13 protein-coding genes are annotated in these 19,376 nt (G+C 64.7%); 8 read left to right on the forward strand and 5 right to left on the reverse strand.

From position 1 onward, the window contains the following. Positions 1–200 precede the first annotated feature (200 nt). Positions 201–743 carry a phasin family protein gene (locus V6M63_RS09290; protein WP_332741348.1) on the forward strand — a complete coding sequence of 181 codons (543 nt, stop codon included), beginning with the start codon at positions 201–203 and terminating at the stop codon, positions 741–743. Positions 744–942: 199 nt separating this feature from the next. Here V6M63_RS09290 and V6M63_RS09295 read toward each other — a convergent pair whose 3' ends face one another. Continuing rightward, positions 943–1,746 (reverse strand): patatin-like phospholipase family protein, encoded by an 804-nt coding sequence (locus tag V6M63_RS09295; protein ID WP_332741299.1) that lies wholly within the window; start codon positions 1,744–1,746, stop codon positions 943–945. A 240-nt stretch (positions 1,747–1,986) separates the two neighbouring features. Between V6M63_RS09295 and V6M63_RS09300 the strand changes: the two genes are divergently transcribed. Beyond that, entirely contained in the window at positions 1,987–3,042 is a 1,056-nt protein-coding gene (locus V6M63_RS09300; protein ID WP_332741300.1) for an extracellular solute-binding protein, read from the forward strand. A gap of 126 nt (positions 3,043–3,168) precedes the next feature. On the opposite strand, the gene ppk2 is transcribed toward V6M63_RS09300, so the two are convergent. Beyond that, entirely contained in the window at positions 3,169–4,074 is a 906-nt protein-coding gene (gene ppk2 / locus V6M63_RS09305; protein WP_332741301.1) for a polyphosphate kinase 2, read from the reverse strand. Positions 4,075–4,214: 140 nt separating this feature from the next. Between ppk2 and V6M63_RS09310 the strand changes: the two genes are divergently transcribed. Both V6M63_RS09310 and V6M63_RS09315 read left to right on the forward strand, forming a co-directional pair. Continuing rightward, positions 4,215–4,973: a 3-hydroxyacyl-CoA dehydrogenase gene (locus tag V6M63_RS09310; RefSeq protein WP_332741302.1), complete on the forward strand. Its 759-nt coding sequence runs from the start codon at positions 4,215–4,217 to the stop codon at positions 4,971–4,973. A gap of 152 nt (positions 4,974–5,125) precedes the next feature. After that, a complete protein-coding gene (locus V6M63_RS09315) occupies positions 5,126–6,961 on the forward strand; it encodes a gamma-glutamyltransferase family protein (RefSeq protein WP_332741303.1) in 1,836 nt (611 codons plus the stop codon). Here V6M63_RS09315 and V6M63_RS09320 read toward each other — a convergent pair. Continuing rightward, positions 6,958–8,604 carry an acyl-CoA synthetase gene (locus V6M63_RS09320; protein ID WP_332741304.1) on the reverse strand — a complete coding sequence of 549 codons (1,647 nt, stop codon included), beginning with the start codon at positions 8,602–8,604 and terminating at the stop codon, positions 6,958–6,960. The genes V6M63_RS09315 and V6M63_RS09320 overlap by 4 nt on opposite strands. 47 nt (positions 8,605–8,651) lie before the next feature. Between V6M63_RS09320 and dnaG the strand changes: the two genes are divergently transcribed. The 4 genes from dnaG (at position 8,652) to xdp1 (ending at position 17,191) form a co-directional block, all read left to right on the forward strand. After that, positions 8,652–10,616, forward strand: a complete 1,965-nt coding sequence (gene dnaG / locus V6M63_RS09325; RefSeq protein WP_332741305.1) for a DNA primase — start codon at positions 8,652–8,654, stop codon at positions 10,614–10,616. Between the two features lie 323 nt (positions 10,617–10,939). Next, entirely contained in the window at positions 10,940–13,276 is a 2,337-nt protein-coding gene (rpoD, locus tag V6M63_RS09330) for an RNA polymerase sigma factor RpoD (protein WP_332741306.1), read from the forward strand. A gap of 174 nt (positions 13,277–13,450) precedes the next feature. After that, the gene (prsT, locus tag V6M63_RS09335) at positions 13,451–16,282 is read left to right on the forward strand and encodes an XrtA/PEP-CTERM system TPR-repeat protein PrsT (protein WP_332741307.1); all 2,832 of its coding nucleotides are present in this window, start codon (positions 13,451–13,453) and stop codon (positions 16,280–16,282) included. Positions 16,283–16,423: 141 nt separating this feature from the next. Next, positions 16,424–17,191 (forward strand): exosortase-dependent surface protein XDP1, encoded by a 768-nt coding sequence (gene xdp1, locus V6M63_RS09340; RefSeq protein ID WP_332741308.1) that lies wholly within the window; start codon positions 16,424–16,426, stop codon positions 17,189–17,191. 81 nt (positions 17,192–17,272) lie between these two features. Here xdp1 and V6M63_RS09345 read toward each other — a convergent pair whose 3' ends face one another. Together V6M63_RS09345 and V6M63_RS09350 are read right to left on the reverse strand one after the other, a co-directional pair. Then, positions 17,273–18,673: a sensor histidine kinase gene (locus tag V6M63_RS09345; protein WP_332741309.1), complete on the reverse strand. Its 1,401-nt coding sequence runs from the start codon at positions 18,671–18,673 to the stop codon at positions 17,273–17,275. Beyond that, on the reverse strand, positions 18,670–19,368 hold the full coding sequence (locus tag V6M63_RS09350) for a response regulator transcription factor (protein ID WP_332741310.1): 699 nt from the start codon (positions 19,366–19,368) through the stop codon (positions 18,670–18,672). The genes V6M63_RS09345 and V6M63_RS09350 overlap by 4 nt, the downstream gene beginning before the upstream one ends. Positions 19,369–19,376 lie beyond the last annotated feature (8 nt).

Genomic DNA, 19,376 nt, shown 5'->3' on the forward strand with positions numbered 1-19,376 from the left:
GGGCGAGCGCGCCTTTTAGGCCACGCCACCTAGAATGGTGCAGCGCAGCAAAAACCGCTTGCGCGGTGGCGGGTAATCCCTATAATCGCGTTTATGTTGCAGTGCAGCAATGTGAACAAAAAGCAAAAGCGTCCAGACAGCGCGATGTTCCCAGCAGCCTTCAACTAAACCCTGTTTTACCCAAGTTTAGGAGTACGAATATGCTGACCGCCGAACAAATGATTGCCGCCCAGAAAGCCAACATCGAGACCATTTTTGGTCTGACCCAGAAAGCCTTCGAAGGCGTGGAAAAGCTGGTTGAACTCAACGTGCAAGCCACCAAGGCCGCCCTGTCCGAGTCCGCCAACAGCACCCAGGCCCTCCTCAGCGTCAAAGACGCTCAGGAACTGCTGACGCTGCAAGCCAGCCTGATGCAGCCCCTGGCCGAAAAGACCGTGGCCTACAGCCGCCACCTGTACGACATCGCTCAAGGCACGACCGCCGAATTCGGCAAGGTCGCTGAAGCCCAGGCCAGCGATACCCAGAAGAAATTCATGGCCGTCGTCGACAACGCTTCCAAGAATGCACCGGCCGGTTCCGAAACCGCCATGCTCGTGATGAAACAAGCCGTCTCCACCGCCACCAACGCCGTGGAATCGGTGCAGAAAGCTGTCAAGCAAGCCACCGAAATGGCCGAAGCCAACTTCAACACCGTGACGAACTCGGCCGTCAACGCTTCGAAGTCGGTCGCCAAAAAGCGCTGAACAACCGGTTGATCGTGCCGTTGATCGGCCGCTTGAAGTTTTCCTCCAGGCCGCAAACTAGCATCACTGCACGATCTGCCTGACTCTCACGAGAACAGGTTTCAGATCAAACCCGTTCTTCTGGTTGTCTCCTCGGGTCCTTTTCGAAATTCGATTTCATCGGACCCCTTAAGCCCCCGCCGCAAGGCAGGGGCTTTTTTTATGGTCGAGCGACATTGACCGGTTTCAACCGCGCCAGTTGGGTCTTGAGTTGCGGCAGGGCTGCGAGCATCGCTGCCCTGCCCGCGTCGATGGAGCGTTTGCGCGAAGCGAAGTCGGCACTGCCCACGCCCGCCAGCGCCGGGCGCACCACCACGTCGGCGGTGGCCAGTTCGTGGCGGTTGATGCTCTGCCCCATGATCGCGAAGGTCTGCAGCAGCACGCGGATGTTGCCCACCGCCAGATTGCCTTCGGGAGCGCTGGAGATGTCCACCGCCAGCACCACCTCGGCCCCCATGTCGCGCGCCTGCTGCACGGGCACGGGCGCCACCAGACCACCGTCCACATACTCGCGTCCGGCAATGCCCACTGGCGCGAACAGGCCGGGCACGGCGCTGGACGCGCGCACGGCCTGCGCCACGTCGCCCCGGCGGAACAGCACGCCCTGCCCGGTGCCCAGATCGGTGGCCAGCACGCCCAGGGGCAGCGCCATCTTCTCGATCACGCGGCCGTCCACCGCGTGGCTCACATAACGCGCCAGCGCATCGCCACGCAGCAGGCCGCGCCCCAGGATGGGCAAGGCCCAGTCGGTCAGGGTCACCTCGTCCATGCTCATGGCCACGCGCTCAAGCTCGGTGGCGGTCTTGCCACTGGCGTAGAGCGCCGCCACCAGGCTGCCCGCCGAGGTACCCGTCACCAGATCAGGGCGGATGCCGTTTTCCTCCAGCACCTGGATCACGCCCACATGGGCGAAACCGCGTGCCGCGCCGCCGCCCAGCGCCAAACCGAGGCGGGGCGCCCGCATGACCGGCTTCACAGCGGGCTCCTGAACCTGCGGCGGCGACATGGGCACCACCGCAGGACCTTGCACCGTGGAGCAAGCCGTCAGGAAGGCCAGGCTCAGCGCAAACCCCCAAGCTTTGCAATACTTATTGAGAACAATTCGCGTTAGTGTTAGCATCATTCCCATTATCCGGCAAGCCTCGCGGGCGCATGCCGAGCAAGCACCTCCTGTTTTCCTTCATTTCAACTCCCGAGGATCCCCATGACTTCGTTCCGCAAACTCTCGATTGCCCTGGCCGCGGTGGCCGCCACGCTCGGCCTGCAAGGCCAGGCACAGGCACAGGACAAGGTGCTCAACCTTTACTCGGCTCGCCACTACCAGACCGACGAGGTGATGTACGACACCTTTACCAAAACCACCGGCATCAAGATCAACCGTGTGGACGCCGACGACGCCGGCATCGTGGCGCGCCTGCGTGCCGAAGGTGCTGCTTCGCCAGCCGACGTGATCCTGTTGGTGGATGCAGCCCGCATGGCCTCGGCCGACAGCCAGGGCCTTTTTCAGCCGATCCAGTCGGCCAAGCTTGATGCAGCCATTCCCGCCAACCTGCGTGCCACCCCAGGCGAAGGCGGCGTGACCTGGACTGGCTTCTCGACGCGCGCCCGCGTGATCGTGTACGACCCGATGCGTGTGAAAGCCGCCGACGTGGCGACCTACGAACAGCTTGCCGACCCCAAACTCAAGGGCCTGGTCTGCACACGCTCTGGCTCGCATCCATACAACCTCTCGCTGTTCGCCACCGTGGTGGAGCGCCTGGGCGACCAGAAGGGCGAAGCCTGGCTCAAGGGTGTGGTGGACAACATGGCACGCTCTCCCAAAGGTGGCGACACCGACCAGATCAAGGCCGTGGCCTCCGGTGAATGCGGTGTGGCACTGAGCAACACCTACTACATCGCCCGCCTCATCAAGTCGGACAAGCCGGAAGACCGCGCGACGATGGAAAAGGTGCGCGTGATGTTCCCCAACCAGGCCACCACCGGCACACACGTGAACATCGCTGGCGCGGCCGTGGCCAAGCACGCCAAGAACCGCGACAACGCCGTGCAGTTCATGGAGTTCCTGGCCAGCCCGTTCGCGCAGGACTACTTTGCCAACGGCAACAACGAGTTCCCGGCCGCCAAGGGCTTGAAGGTCGCCAACCCGGCCATCAAGGCCATGGGCGGTGACAACTTCAAGGCCGAGACCGTGCCGCTGGGCGTGGTGGCGAAGAACATGACCAAAGTTCAGCAGATGCTGGACCGCACAGGCTATAAGTGACACCCCCGCGCCGCGCCTGCGGCGCGTCACCCCCTCAAGGGGGCGGCATCTGCGGCCCGACAAAGTCGGTTCCGTGATGCCCTGAAAAACAAGAGCCCGCAGCTGCGGGCTTTTGTTTGAGCGCCCTCAGTACACCTGAGGCACGTAGATCTCGCCGGGGACTTGATGGCGCCGGTAGCCCTCGTGTCGCACCCGCTCGGGCAGCGTGATGGTGGCGCGCTCCACCTCGCCATAGGGCATCTGCTCCAGCAGGTGGTGAATGCAGTTCAGGCGCGCCTTTTTCTTGTCGTCGGCCTGCACCACCCACCAGGGTGATTCCGGGATGTGGGTGCGCTCCAGCATCACCTCTTTGGCCTTGGTGTAGAGCTCCCAGCGGCGGCGGCTTTCCAGATCCATCGGGCTGAGCTTCCACTGCTTGAGCGGGTCGTGGATGCGCCCCAGGAATCGAAGGTGTTGCTCTTCGTCGGAGATGGAAAACCAGTACTTGATGAGCTGGATGCCCGAACGCACCAGCATCTTCTCGAACTCGGGCACCGAGCGGAAGAACTCCTCGTACTGCTCGTCGCTGCAAAAGCCCATGACACGCTCGACGCCAGCGCGGTTGTACCAGCTGCGGTCGAACAGCACCATCTCGCCGGCGGCCGGCAGGTGCGCCGCGTAACGCTGGAAATACCACTGCGTGCGCTCGCGGTCGTTGGGCGCGGGCAGCGCGGCCACACGGCACACGCGCGGATTCAGGCGCTGGGTGATGCGTTTGATCACGCCGCCCTTGCCCGCCGCATCGCGTCCCTCGAACACGATCACCACCTTGTGACCGGTGGCCACCACCCAGTCCTGCAACTTCACCAGCTCGGCCTGCAGGCGGAACAGCTCACGAAAGTACTGTTGCCGGGCGGCTTTGTGCTGCATCAGGGCTTCGGCATCCTGCGGTTCGTCAACCCGGTCCTCCATCTCCATTTCCAGCTCTTCGTCGTAGCCGTCCATCAAGTCGGTGTGGATGCGGCGCAGCAGCTCGTCCTGGCTGTCGAACATGGGGACTCCATTCGTGGCAAATGATGTCCAGACTAGATGTGGCCGATGACAATGTCGTGACAACAGCCTGTCGCATAATCCCCACCTGATTGACGTTTACGTCAACGTCAAACACCCCTTCAACAACACAGGAGCACAGCATGGACATTCAAGGCAAGGTTTTCATCGTCACTGGTGGCGCATCGGGCCTGGGCGAGGGCACGGCGCGCATGCTGGCGGCCAACGGCGGCAAGGTCGTCATTGCCGACATGCAGGCTGAAAAAGGCGAGGCCGTGGCCAAGGAGATCGGTGGCGCCTTCGTGAAGTGCGACGTGAGCAGCGAGGCCGATGGCCAGGCCGTGGTGGCTCAGGCCTTGTCGATGGGCAAGCTCATGGGCCTGGTGAACTGCGCGGGTATTGCCCCAGCTGAGAAAACCGTGGGCAAGAACGGCCCGCACAACCTGGGTGTCTACACCAAGACCATCATGGTCAACCTGGTGGGCAGCTTCAACATGATCCGCCTGGCGGCCGACGCCATGTGCAGGAACGAACCCGAAGCCACGGGTGAGCGCGGCGTGATGATCAGCACCGCCAGCGTGGCAGCGTACGATGGGCAAATCGGCCAGGCGGCCTATGCGGCCAGCAAGGGCGGCATCGTCGGCATGACGCTGCCGATCGCGCGCGACCTCTCGCGCAATGGCATCCGCAACATGACCATCGCCCCCGGCATCTTCGGCACGCCCATGTTGTTCGGCATGCCGCAGGAGGTGCAGGATGCGCTGGCCGCCAGCGTGCCCTTCCCCAGCCGCCTCGGCACCCCGGCCGACTACGCCAAGCTGGCCAAGCACATCATCGAGAACGACATGCTCAACGGCGAGGTGATCCGTCTCGATGGCGCCATCCGCCTGGCGCCGCGCTGAGCCTGCGCTGGCTTGCGAAAACAAGTCACAGGTGCAACAAAAGCGGCGATGATGGAGCGCCGGTTCAAGGGGACGTCGTGCGGCGTGACCGATTCTGGAATCGGCTTGCCCGGCGACACAAATCGTCCCACGTCTTCAAGCAGAGTCCTTCCATGACAGATCGCACACACCCGCTGATCCGTTTTGTGCTGCCGTTGTGGATCAGCGCGACACTGGCAGCCTGTGCCGGATCGGTGGGCGCAATCCGGTTGACCGGCGCAGCCGCACCACCGGCACAGTCCGAATCTGCCTCTGGCTTCACGGCCAAACCGGGCTGGACCTTCCAGCGACAGGCCGTGGCCGCGGCCAATCCGTTGGCCACCGAAGCAGGGGCGCAGATCCTGCGCGTCGGCGGCAGCGCGGTGGATGCGGCGATTGCGGTGCAGATGGTGCTCACGCTGGTGGAGCCGCAATCCAGTGGTATCGGCGGCGGCGCCTTTCTGCTGCACCACGACGGACGCCGGCTGCAGGCCTTCGACGGCCGCGAGACCGCGCCCGCTGCGGTGGACGAAAAACTCTTCCTGAACGCGCAAGGTGATCCGCTGAGCTTCGCCACGGCCGTGGCCAGCGGGCGTTCGGTTGGCGTGCCGGGCGCGGTGATGATGCTGGCCCTGGCCCACCGGCAACACGGCAAGCTGCCATGGGCACGGTTGTTCGATCCAGCCATCCTACTGGCCGAACAAGGCTTTCCGATCAGCCCGCGCCTGCACACCCTGCTGGCGGCCGATTCGGCCCTGAAAACCGACCCGGTGGCCGCGACGTATTTCTACCGCACCGACGGCCAGCCCCACCCGGTGGGCCATGTGCTGCGCAACCCCGAGCTGGCACAGGTGCTGCGCAACATCGCGACCATGGGTCCCATCGCGTTGCACGAAGGTCCGATCGCGCGCGCCATCGTGAGCAAGGTGCGCCAACATCCCACCCTGCCCGGCACCCTGAGCATGGACGACCTCCAGCGCTACCAGCCTCGCGAGCGCGAGGCGCTCTGCCACGACCACGCAACCGCCTTGCGTGCGCTGCGCATCTGCGGATTCCCACCGCCGAGCTCCGGTGCCATTGCAGTCGGCCAGATCCTGGGCCTGCTCGCACGCACGCCCCAGGCTTCTGCGCCGTTGATCAACGGCTTGCCCTCGGTGGACTGGCTGCACAGCTACAACGAAGCGTCGCGCCTGGCGTTTGCCGACCGCGCCCGGTACCTGGCCGACCCGGATTTCGTGGCGCCGCCCGCAGGCCGATGGACGAGCTTGCTGGATGCTCGCTACCTCGACGACCGTGCGCGCCTGATCAGCGCCGCGCGCATGCCCGCAGCTGCGGCTGGCGAACCCGGCGGGGCGCGCAGCGGCTGGGCGCCCATGACCGACCAGCCCGAGCACGGCACCAGCCACGTCAGCATCGTGGACGGGTTCGGCAACGCGCTGGCCATGACCACGACCATCGAATCCGCCTTCGGCGCGCGCCTCATGGTCACCACCGACCCAACACGGCCGGGGGGCTTCCTGCTCAACAACGAACTCACCGATTTCAGCTTCACACCGCGCGATGCCCAGGGCCAACCCGTGGCGAACCGGGTCGAACCCGGCAAGCGGCCGCGCTCCTCGATGTCACCCACGCTGGTGTTCGACAAAGCCTCGGGCGAGCTGCTCATGAGCACCGGCAGCCCGGGCGGTGCTTTCATCATTCACTACACGGCCAAGGTGTTGCACGGCGTGCTGCAGTGGGGACTGTCGCCGCAGGCAGCGGTGAACCTGCCCAACTTCGGCACGCTTGGGGGGCCGCTGATGCTGGAGCAAGCTCGCTTCCCCCTGGCGACAGTGGAGGCCTTGCAGCAACGCGGTCACGCCGTGCAGCAAGGCGAACTCACCAGCGGTGCGCAAGCCCTCGTTCGCAGCGGCAGTGTGTGGCTGGGCGGCGCCGACCCTCGGCGCGAGGGCATCGTCGCCGGAGACTAAACGTCGATGGCGGCGGCCGAGCCCGCACGTTTGCGCAGTTCGAATTTCTGGATCTTGCCCGTGCTGGTCTTGGGCAGCTCTCCGAACACGACCGCGCGCGGCACCTTGAAGCCGGCCAGGTGTTGCTTGCAGTGCGCCACGATGGCCTCGGCCGTGGTGTCGGCACCGGCCTTGAGCTCGACGAAGGCGCACGGTGTCTCGCCCCACTTGGCGTCGGCCTTGGCCACCACCGCGGCGGCCAGCACCGCAGGGTGGCGGTAGAGCACGTCCTCCACCTCGATGGACGAGATGTTTTCGCCGCCCGAGATGATGATGTCCTTGCTGCGGTCCTTGATCTTGAAGTAGCCATCGGCGTACTGCACCGCCAGATCGCCGCTGTGGAACCAGCCACCCCGGAATGCCTCCGCGGTCGCCTTCGGGTTCTTCAGGTAACCCTTCATCGCGATGTTGCCCTTGAACATGATCTCGCCCATGGTCTCGCCATCGTTCGGCACGGGCTGCATCGTCTCGGGATCAAGCACGCGCACGTCGCGTTGCAGGTGGTAGCGCACACCCTGGCGGGCATTGAGCCGAGCACGCTCGCCGATCTCCAGCGCATCCCACGCCTCGTGCTTCGCACACACCGTGGCCGGGCCGTAAACCTCGGTCAGACCGTACACATGGGTGAGGTCGAAGCCCATTTGCTCCATGCCCTCGATCATCGAGGCCGGGGGCGCCGCGCCCGCCACCATGGCCTTCACGCCCACCGGCAGACCCACCTTCATGGCGGCAGGCGAATTGACCAGCATGCCGTGCACGATGGGTGCGCCGCAGTAGTGCGTCACCCCGTGCTTGCGCATGGCATCAAAGATCGCCTGTGCTTCCACGCGGCGCAGGCACACGTTGACGCCTGCGCGCGCGGCCACCGTCCACGGAAAGCACCAGCCGTTGCAGTGAAACATGGGCAATGTCCACAGATACACCGCGTGCTTGGGCATGTCCCACTCCATCACGTTGGACACCGCATTCATCGCCGCACCCCGGTGGTGATAAACCACGCCCTTGGGGTTGCCGGTGGTGCCGCTGGTGTAGTTGAGCGCGATGGCATCCCACTCGTCGGCCGGCAGACTCCAGGCAAACGCCGGGTCGCCACTCGCCAAAAAGGCTTCGTAGGTGCTGCCGCCGATGCGCTCTGCTGCACCGTTGAAGAGCATGTCCTCCACGTCGATCACCAGCAAGGGCGTGGTCGCCTGGCGCAGCACAAGCGCCTTCTTCAGCGTGAGCGAGAACTCCGGATCCACGATCACCACCTTGGCTTCACCGTGGTCGAGCATGAAGGCAATCGCCTCCGGGTCCAGCCGCGTGTTGAGCGCGTTGAGCACCGCACCCGCCATGGGCACACCGAAGTGCGCCTCCACCATCGGTGGCGTGTTGGGCAGCATCACGGCCACGGTGTCGTTCTTGCCGATGCCGGCGCGCTGCAAGGCGCTGGCCAGGCGGCGGCAGCGGGTGTAGGTCTCGCCCCAGGTCTGGCGCAGTTCACCATGCACCACCGCCAGCCGCTCGGGATACACCTCGGCCGTGCGCTCGATGAACGAGAGCGGAGAAAAAGGCGCGAAGTTGGCCTCGGTGCGCGGGAGGTCCTGGTCGAAGATGCTGGTCATGGCGGTTGTCTCCTTGTGTTCTGGGGCCTTGCGAGAGAATACCCCTCGTGGCCATCCCCCAGACCTTCATCCAGGAACTGCTCAACCGCGTGGACGTGGTCGACGTGGTGGGTCGCTACGTGCAGCTCAAGAAGGGCGGCGCCAACCTGATGGGCCTGTGCCCGTTCCACGGCGAAAAATCGCCGTCGTTCAGCGTCAGCCCCACCAAACAGTTCTATCACTGCTTCGGTTGTGGGGCCAACGGCAACGCCATCGGCTTCCTGATGGAGCACGCCGGCATGAGCTTCATCGAGGCGGTGAAAGACCTGGCCCAGCAAACCGGCATGCAGATCCCCGAAGACGACGCTTCGCCGCAGGACCGCGAACGCGCGGCCCAGCAGCGCCAGAAACAGGTCACGCTGACCGACGTGCTGGAAAAAGCCGCGCAGGCCTACGCCAAACACCTCAAGGCCGCGCCGCGCGCGGTGGACTACCTCAAAGGCCGTGGACTGTCCGGCCAGATCGCCAAAACCTTCGGCCTGGGCTACGCGCCCGAAGGTTGGCGGGCACTGGCCAGCGTCTTTGCGGACTATCAGGACCCGCTCCTGGTCGAGTCCGGCATGGTGATCGAGCACGAGGATGAGAAAGGCGCCGACGGCCAATCGAAACGGTACGACCGTTTTCGCGATCGCATCATGTTCCCGATCCGCAACGTCAAGGGCGAGTGCATCGGCTTTGGCGGGCGCGTGCTCGACAAGGGTGAGCCCAAGTACCTGAACTCACCCGAAACGCCCGTGTTCAGCAAGGGCCGCGAACTCTACGGTTTGTTCGAAGGCCGAACCGCCATCCGCGTCGCCGGCTACGCGCTCGTCACCGAGGGCTACATGGACGTGGTGGCCCTGGCCCAGCTCGGTTTTGCCAACGCCGTGGCCACCTTGGGCACAGCCTGCACGCCCGATCACGTGCAGAAACTGTTCCGTTTCACCGACTCGGTGGTGTTCAGCTTCGACGGCGACGGCGCCGGCCGGCGCGCGGCGCGCAAGGCGCTCGACGCCGCCCTGCCCCTGGCCACCGACACGCGCAGCGTGAAGTTCCTCTTCCTGCCCGCCGAACACGATCCCGACAGCTTCATCCGGGCCAACGGCGAAGCCGCGTTCGCCCAGTGCGTGAAAGAAGCCGTGCCGCTCTCACGCTTCCTGATCGAAGCCGCCGGCGCCGACTGCGACCTCTCCACGGCCGAAGGTCGCGCCCGCATGGCCAGCCAGGCCCGCCCGCTCTGGAGTGCCCTGCCCGACGGCGCCCTGAAGCGCCAACTGATCGGCGAGCTGTCCACCGGCATCGGCATCGGCAGCGCGGACCTGCTGCAGCTCTGGCAACAGAGCGCTGGCGGCCCGCGCGCGCCGCGCTCAGCGGGGCAAGCGCCGACCCAGTCGTCGCACGACGCGGGCTACGACGGCGGCGCCTCCTACGAATCGTCGGCCAGCGCCTACGAATCCAGTGGAAGCAGCGGCTACCGCAGCGACAGCGGCAGCACCTACGGCAAGAAGGGCTACAGCAAGTGGCGCAAGGGCCCTCCTCCCCCTCCCCGCATGTTGGGCACGCGCCGCGCAGGTGGCAGCCGCGCCGACCGCGCCGTGGGCCTGCTGCTGGCCAATGCCCAGGCGTGGGACGGCCTCTCGGCGGACGACCACAGCCTGCTGGCCCACCTGCCCGCGCCCCACGGGGCACTCTTTGCCTGGCTGGAAGCACAACTGCACGAGCACGGCCCGCAGCCCTGGGCCGCCCTGCGTGAAGCCCTGCGGGGGCACGAGCACGAGGTGTTTGGCTGCACACAGGTGGAACAGGTCCCGCCCAGCGACGATCCGGCCTCCGAACTCTCGGAACTGGCCGACGTGATGAACCGCCTGCGCCGGGATGGTCTGGAAGCACAGGCGCGCCAGCTGGCGGACCGAGTGGCCGAGGGCGACCCAGGCGCCCTGGACGACTACAAGCGCGTGAGCGCGCAACTGGCAGCCCTGAAAACCAGCGCCTGAGCCCGCAGGAATACGGGCAGCGCGGTATAATCCATGGCTTTGCACCGCAAGCGCGACAGCAGCACCTCCGGCACCGGCCCGGCCCTTCGACAAGGGCTACATGGACACTTCTCCTGGCCACCTCAGCGACCCGACCCGGGCCTGACGGAACCCCGCAAGGACTGCACACCAAATGTTCGCCCCAACAGCTTGCAGGCCCACCCTTTCCGGTGAAAGGTGGGCGTTGTGCCCAACAAAATCACCGGGGTGGACCGCGTTGCGCGGCCTTCAGGCGTTTTTTGTGTGTTCTGCCGGTTCCAGTTCGACATTTTTCTGAGGTCCTCATGCCCGCGAAGAAATCCAGCACGCCCGTCTCGTCCAGTACAAAACCCGCCCAAAAGGCCGTCACCCGCGCCACCGCCCCGGCTTTGCCCCCGAAGAAAGCTCCTGCTGTGACCGACAAGACCCCCGCCAAAGCCGCCGCCAAGGCCGCTCCTGCCAAAAAGACCGTTGCCAAGGCACTCGACACCGAGCTGCTGGACGAGGCGCCTGCGAAAAAGAAGGCTGGCCGCCCGGCCAAGGCCGCTGCAGGCGACGACAAGCCCGCCGCCAAACGCGGCCGCAAGCCCAAGGCCGATGCCAAAGGCAAGTCGTCCGGTGGCGACATCGACGACGCCGACCTGAGCGATATCGAAGACGACCTGACCGGTGAAGTCGAGGTCGAAGCGGTCGACACCACGTCGACCACGACCGAGAAGGTCAAGCCGCTGCGCATGAAGATCAGCAAGGCGAAAGAGCGCGCGCTGATGAAGGAATTCGGCCTGGACGAAACCGTCCTGTCCGAAGAAGAAGCGCGCAACCGCCGCGAACGCCTCAAGACCCTGATCAAGCTGGGCAAGACGCGCGGCTACCTCACGCACGGCGAAATCAACGACCACCTGCCCGACAAGCTGGTCGAGGCCGAGACGCTGGAGGTGGTGGTTTCGCTGCTCAACGACATGGGTGTGGCCGTCTACGAACAGACGCCCGACGCCGAGACCCTGCTGCTGAACAACACAGGTCCGACCGCCGCGACCGAAGAAGAAGCCGAGGAAGAAGCCGAAGCCGCCCTGTCCACCGTGGACAGCGAATTCGGCCGCACCACCGACCCGGTGCGCATGTACATGCGTGAAATGGGCACGGTCGAGCTGCTCACGCGTGAGGGCGAAATCGAGATCGCCAAGCGCATCGAAGGCGGCTTGAACGACATGATGGCCGCCATCAGCGAGAGCCCGGCCACCATCGCCGAGATCCTGGTGATGGCCGAAGACATCCGCAGCGGCAAGGTCGTCATCTCCACCGTGGTCGACGGCTTCGCCGACGCCGACGAGGCCGATGATTACGTGGCCGAAGAAGACTTCGATGACTACGACGAAGCCGACGACGACGATGGCAAGGGCGGCTCCAAGGCGCTGACCCGCAAGCTCGAAGAACTCAAGCGCGAAGCCCTGACCCGCTTCGACACCATGCGCACGCTGTTTGAAAAGCTGCACAAGACCTATGACAAGGAAGGCTACGGCACGCCGACCTACCTGAAGACGCAGAAGTCCATCACCGAGACGCTGATGTCGATCCGTTTCACCGCCAAGGCCATCGAGAAGCTGTGCAGCACCATGCGCAACCAGGTGGACGACGTGCGCAAGAAGGAACGCGAACTGCGCCGCATCATCGTGGACAAGTGCGGCATGCCGCAGGAGAAGTTCATCGCCGACTTCCCGGCCAACCTGCTCAACCTGAAGTGGGTGGAGAAGCAGGCCGCCGCCGGCAAGCCCTGGAGCGTGGTGATGGAGCGCAACATTCCACCGGTGCAGGAACTGCAGACTGGCCTGATGAACATCCAGAGCAGCGTTGTCGTGCCGCTGGCCCATCTCAAGGACATCCACAAGCGCATGAACTCGGGCGAGTCCACCTCGCGCGACGCGAAGAAGGAAATGATCGAGGCCAACCTGCGCCTGGTGATCTCCATCGCGAAGAAGTACACCAACCGCGGCCTGCAGTTCCTGGACCTGATCCAGGAAGGCAACATCGGCCTGATGAAGGCGGTGGACAAGTTCGAATACCGCCGTGGCTACAAGTTCTCGACCTACGCCACGTGGTGGATCCGCCAGGCCATCACCCGCTCGATCGCCGACCAGGCGCGCACCATCCGCATCCCGGTGCACATGATCGAGACCATCAACAAGATGAACCGCATCAGCCGCCAGCACTTGCAAGAGTTTGGTTTTGAGCCCGATGCGTCCATCCTGGCCGAGAAGATGGAGATGCCCGAAGAGAAGATCCGCAAGATCATGAAGATCGCGAAAGAGCCGATCTCCATGGAAACCCCGATCGGCGACGACGACGATTCGCACCTGGGCGACTTCATCGAAGACCAGGCCAACACCGCGCCCATCGAGGCTGCCATGCAGGCCGGCCTGCGCGAAGTGGTCAAGGAGATCCTCGACAGCCTCACGCCGCGCGAAGCCAAGGTGCTGCGCATGCGCTTCGGCATCGAGATGTCCACCGACCACACGCTGGAAGAAGTCGGCAAGCAGTTCGACGTGACCCGCGAACGCATCCGCCAGATCGAAAGCAAGGCGGTGCGCAAGCTCAAGCACCCGAGCCGCTCGGACAAGCTGCGCAGCTTCATCGACACGATGTAAGACGCGTCGGACAAACCGCAAGAAGGGGAGCCAATGGCTCCCCTTCTTGCTGGGTGCGTCACAACGGCCAACACCCGCCGACAACAACGGATGCCAGCCTGCATCGTGATCCAGTTCCCACTGGAGGCGCCCGACGCGAGCCACTGATTCATGACTTTCAGTGAAAATACCTACATGAAACAACAGACTCCGCGCTCATTCGCCCACTCCCGCGGCCTCCATTCGCTGGTGCTCGCCGCTGTGCTGTCTGCCACCAGTGGCCTGGCATCTGCCCAGGGCAACACCGCGGCATCACGCTTCTACGAAGACGCGCTGCAACGTTTCGAGAAAAAGGACTACCCCGGCTCCATCATCCAGCTCAAGAACGCGCTGAAGGACAACCCGAACAACCTGCCGGTGCAACTGCTGCTGGGCAAAGCCCTGCTGGAAAACGGCGATGTGGTGGCGGCCGAAGTTGCGTTCAACGAGGCTCTGAAGCTGGGCGTCAACCGGGCCGAGGTGGTGGAGCGGCTGGGCCGGTCCATGGTTGCCCAGGGCAAGCAGCTGGACATGCTCGCCCACCCCGCCTTGCAACCGGCTGGCCTGCCCAACGGAGTTCAACTCCAGATGCATGTGCTGCGCGCAGGCGCTCAGGCCGACCTGGGACAAATCGCACCCGCCCTGAAATCCATCGATGAGGCACGAAGGCTCGACAGCCGGTCGCCCGACGTCTGGCTGGCCGAAGTGCCCATCCGCATCCGCAGCAAGAAGTTCACCGAAGCCCTGCAGGCCGTGGATCACGCGCTGGGCATCGCGCCCAACATGGCCGAGGCCCACTACCAGAAAGGTTCGATCCTGCATGTGCAGGGCGACCTGACCGGTGCGACAGCCTCCTACACCCGGGCACTGCAGCTGGATGCCAACCACGTCGAAGCGCTGATTGCACAGATCGGCCTCCAACTGGATGCCAACCGGTTGGAAGAAGCGGCGCGGGATGCCGGCGCCCTGCAGCGCGTGGCACCCAAGGATCCCCGCGGCTCCTACTTCAAGGCCTTGCTGGCCGAACGACAGGGTCGGTTGCCGGAGGCGCAGGCAGCGTTGCGAGAAGTGACCTCGCTGCTCGATCCGGTCCCCATGTCCTTCATGCGGTACCGCTCGCAGTTGCTCATGCTCAATGGCCTGTCCCACCACGGGCTCAACGAACCCGAAAAGGCGCGGCAGTACCTCGAGGCGTACCTGCGTACCCAGCCCAACAGCCCCGTCACCCGACTGCTGGCGCGCATTTACCTGAGCACGGGCAGCGTGACCGAAGCGGCCAATCTGCTGGAGAACTACCTGAAGAACCAGCTAGGCGACGGTCTGGCCAGCAACCTGCTGGGCTCGGTGTACATCGCACAGGGCAAACACGCACGGGCGGCCACCCTCATGCAGCAAACGCTCAAGTCGCAGGACCTGCCCGAGTACCGCACCACGCTCGGCATGGGCTTGTTGGGTTCGGGTCAGACCGCCGACGCTCTGACCGAGCTGGAGGCCGCCTACAAGAAGGACCCCAAACAGCTGGCCGCCGCCATCGTGTTGTCGCAGCTCTACCTGCGTGAGGGCCAGCAGGCCAGGGGACTGGCGTTGATTCAGACCCTGGTGAAGCAGCAACCCACCAACGCCGGCTTGTACAACCTGCTCGGACAGGCTCAGGCTCAGAATGGCGACGCGATGGCCGCGCGCGCCTCGTTCGAGAAAGCCGCCCAGCTGTCGCCCGACTTGATCCAGGCCCAGCTCAATCTGGTGCGGCTCGACCTGGACGCCCGCGCACTCGATGCGGCAGAACAGCGAATCACCAACCTGCTCAAGACCCAACCGCGCAACACCGATGCCCTGGCCGCCATGGCCCGCGTGGTCGATCTGCGCGGCAAAGCCGCCGAAGCGCAGACCTGGCTGGAGAAGGCCAGGGACAACTCGGGTCCGCGCGAGCTTCGCTGGAACCTGGCTCTGGTGGACCTCCACCTGCGCGCCGGCCGGCCGGAGCAGGCGTTGGCTGAAGCCAAGATTGCGCAAGGAAAATCGTCCGACAACATCACGGGCCTGCTGTTCTACAGCCGCGCACAGTTGGCCATGGGTGACGCACAAGGCGCGCGAGGCACCCTCAGCAGAGCCACCCGACTGGCCGACTTTGACGCCGATCTGCAAGTGGAGATCGCGACCCAACAACTCGCGGCGCAGAACCTCGATGGCGCGTACTACAGCCTGGACAAGGCACTCACAGGTGAGCCCCAATCGCTGCCCGCCCAAGTGCTCATGGCGCGGGTGGAGTTCCAGCGAGGCGACGTAGCCAAGGCCGAACAGCGCGCGCGCACCATCGTGCAAAAGTACCCACGCCGTGCCGTGGGCCACACGTTGATGGGCGATCTCGCCCTGGCCCAGACCCGCCCAGGGCCTGCATTGGAGGCGTTTCGCAAGGCACATGCCGTGGAGCCTTCGAGCGGCACCACCCTGCGGCTCATGCAGGTGCTGGAAGCGCAGGGCAACGACAAGGGCGCGCAAGAAGCCGCCGCCCAGCGACTTCGTCAGGCGCCCAAAGACACGGTCGTTCTGAACGCCTTGGCCAACCTGCATGCGCGGGCTGGCCGGTATGGCGATGCGGGGAAAAACTACCAGGCACTGCTGTTGCAGCAGCCACAGGACGTGTCCGCACTCAACAACCTGGCCAACGTCCAGCTGAAGCTGGGCGACAAAAGCGCTTTGCAAACCGCCGAAAAGGCCCATGGCCTGGCGCCCGCCAACGCCCTGGTGATCGACACGCTGGGCTGGGCGCATCACCATTTCGGCCAGCAGGACAAGGCATTGAGCTTGCTGCGCGACGCCCGCTTGAGGGAGCCAGCCAACCCGGAGATCCGTTACCACCTCGCCAAGGTGCTGGCGCAGACCGGTCGTCAAGGCGAGGCACAGGAAGAATTGCGCGAGGCGATGAAAACCGGGCGACCGTTCGAAGGCTCCAAGGAAGCGGAGCAGCTGCTGAAGACCCTGAACTGATGTCGGATTTTTTTACAGTTGCACGGGCAAACATCTTGCAAGACGATGTAACTGTTTGATTGTTCTTGTACTTGTTTGTCTGGCCCGATTAATGCTTGAACGTAGCCAAAGTACTCCTTGGGTTTGACAAAGGTCTTTGACATGAAACAACAAATTGCCTCTTCCGCCCTGTTCCGTGCCTTGGCTGCAGCTTGCCTGCTGACTGCTGGAGCGTCTGCGCACGCCGCGACGAACTGGACGGCGTCCTACGGCGGATGTGGTGAGGGCAGCACGGTTGCCGCAGCCGGCAGTTTCGGCACCTGCGGCAGCAGTGGCGTGGACGTGCGCGGCAGCTCGGTGATCGGCGGCAGCGTCACGGACGCCACCGTGAAGGCATGGAGCGGCGGCCTGGGCGTTCAAAACCAAAACGAATCCAATTCGAATGGCCCACATGCCCTGGACAACTACGGCGGTCTGGACGCACTGATCTTCAAGTTCACGGAGGCGGTGTCCATGACCGGCCTCACGCTGGGATGGAACGGCTCTGACAACAGCACCAGTCACTACAACGATTCCGACGTGTCCATCTATGCGTGGACTGGCGCTTCCGCCACGCCAACGAGCTATGCCTCTTCTGTTGCCGGCTGGGTGTTGATCGGTGACTATTTCAACGTCGGCACGAAAACCGGAAACACGCAAGCTGTTGCCACTCCCGTTTTTTCGAGCTACTGGCTGGTGAGCGCGTACGGATCCAGCACCGGCAGCAGCACCGATGCATTCAAAGTCCTGTCGCTCGCCGGCACCTACTGCGGCGCCCTGTGCGCCCCTCCCGGTGGCGATGTACCCGAGCCAGGCTCGCTCGCGCTCATGGCCATGGGTGCTTTCGGTTTGATGGCTGCTCGCCGCCGTCAGAAGAACCAGGCGATCTGAATTCCACTGGCTTGAGCCGATACACATGAAAGGGAGCCCGAGTGGCTCCCTTCTTTTTTGTCTGTCGTTCGGGCGCTGCGATCACGCCTGCGGCAACGTCACCGTGACAGACAGCCCCGGCCTAGCATTGCGCACCGCAAATGTGCCCCCGTGTGCCTGCGCCACCAAGCGGCACAGATAGAGACCCAGGCCCACACCGCCAGCGTTGCGGGTGCGGGCGGTATCGGGTCGAAAAAAAGCTTGCGCCAGATGCGGCAACTGATCGTCCGGCACGCCGGGGCCATGGTCGCGCACTTCCAGCTCGATGCCCTGCCCTGTTTCGCCGATGCGGCGGATGTGCAGCTCGGGCGGCAGCGGGGCGCCAGCGCTGTGGCGCAGTGCGTTGTCGAGCAGGTTGCGCAGCAGCAACCGGATGCGGATGCGGTCCAGCGGCAGGGTGGGCAGGTGCTGCGCGGCGTGCACGTGGATGTGGATGGCCGCGGGCTGGGAGCTGGCGAGTTCGTCAATCACCTCGCGAGCGAGCACGGCCACGTCGGTGGGCTCCCGGTGCAGGGCCTGATGGCGACCGGCCAGGCGTTCGCTTTCCAGCAAATCACTGATGAGCTGGGCCATTTCCGCCAGGTCGCGCAGCAGGGCATCGCGCTGCGGCGTGACGTCTGCCGTGTCGGGCAACAGTTCGGTGTTGAGCCGGGCGCGGGTGAGCGGGCTTCGCAGTTCGTGGCTGATGGCCAGCAACAACGAGCGCTGGGCCTCCAGCATCTGGTGGATGTCATGACCCATGGTGTTGATCGTTGCAGCGAGTTCACCCAGTTCGTCCGGTACTTTGGGGTGGCGCACCGGGATCGGCTGTCCAAACTCACCAGCGCCAAAACGCAATGCGCCCTGGCGGATGTCGTCCAGCGGGCGCAGCAGGCGACGCACGTACAAAAATGCCAGCAGCGTGAGCAGCAGCAACACGGTGAGCGTGAAGCCGAACAGGCGCGGACGGCGCTCGAACGCCGCTTCGTTCAAGCCGAATCCGAGGCGGTGGCCATCGGCCGTGGTTCGTTGCAGCAGCTGTTGCCAGTCCTTGTCGTCGCCCCAGTCTTCAGGATCCCGGCCTTTGGCCCCAGGTGGTCCATTCCGCTGCCAGTCCATCCGGGGCTGCTCCGGATGGGAACGCCAGTTCACCAGCGGGCCGGCAATGTCGATGGTGATTGGCAGGCGCTGAGTGATCGCCTGGGCGCGCTCGGTGCTGGGTGCCGTGCCAGCGGGGGCGATGTCAGCGGCCAGGCGATCCACGTAGTCCATGAGCAATGGTCGCGCCGCATCGCGCCAGCCCACCGAGAACGCTTTCTGCGCCCCGCCGATGAAGGCAAATGCGACGCCCAGCGCGAGCAGCAGGAACACCATCATCAAGCGCAGCTTGAGGGAACAACGCAGGGCACCGAGCGCGCGGCGGAACCAAGGCTGACGCTGTGCGGACACTGCGGGGGCTTTCATGGCGCCAGCTTGCGCAGCGCCAGCGAGTAGCCAGCGTTGCGCAGGGTCTTGATGCAGTCCAGCGGTTCGAGCTTCTTGCGCAGGCGGCTCACCACGATGTCCACCGCGCGGGTGTAGAGATCGGCTTCGTGGCCACGCAACTGGTTCAGGATGTCGTCGCGGGTGAACACACGCCCGCTCTCGCGTGCCAGCAGGTGCAGCAGCTCGAACTCGGTGCCGGTGAGTTCCACCACCTCACCCTCACGCGTGACGCTGCGGCGCGCCGGGTCGATGGTGAGGCCCTCGAAGGCCAGCACCTCCGGCGCCGGAACGCCGCTGGCCGGCCCGTTGTGACCGTTTCGACGCCGCAACATGGTCTGGATGTGCGCCACCAGTTCGCGCGGCTCGAAGGGTTTGGGCAGGTAGGCGTCGGCGCCAAGCTCGAGGCCGACCACACGGTCCATCACGTCGCCGCGCGCGGTGAGCATCACGATGGGGATGTCGCTTTCCTTGCGGATGGTCCGACAGAGCTCGAAGCCGTCCATCTCGGGCAGCATCACGTCGAGGATGGCCGCATCGAACACGCCGCTGCGCAAACGCGCCAGACCTTCGCTGGGCTTGAGCGCATGGGTGAGTTCAAGCTCGAACCGCTGGAAGTAGGTGGCCAGCGGTGGGCCGAGCTGTTCGTCGTCGTCAATCAACAATACGCGGTGCATGCGTCATT

Origin of the sequence: Hydrogenophaga sp. (genome assembly GCF_036675665.1) — a bacterium.
Taxonomy (GTDB): domain Bacteria; phylum Pseudomonadota; class Gammaproteobacteria; order Burkholderiales; family Burkholderiaceae_C; genus Hydrogenophaga.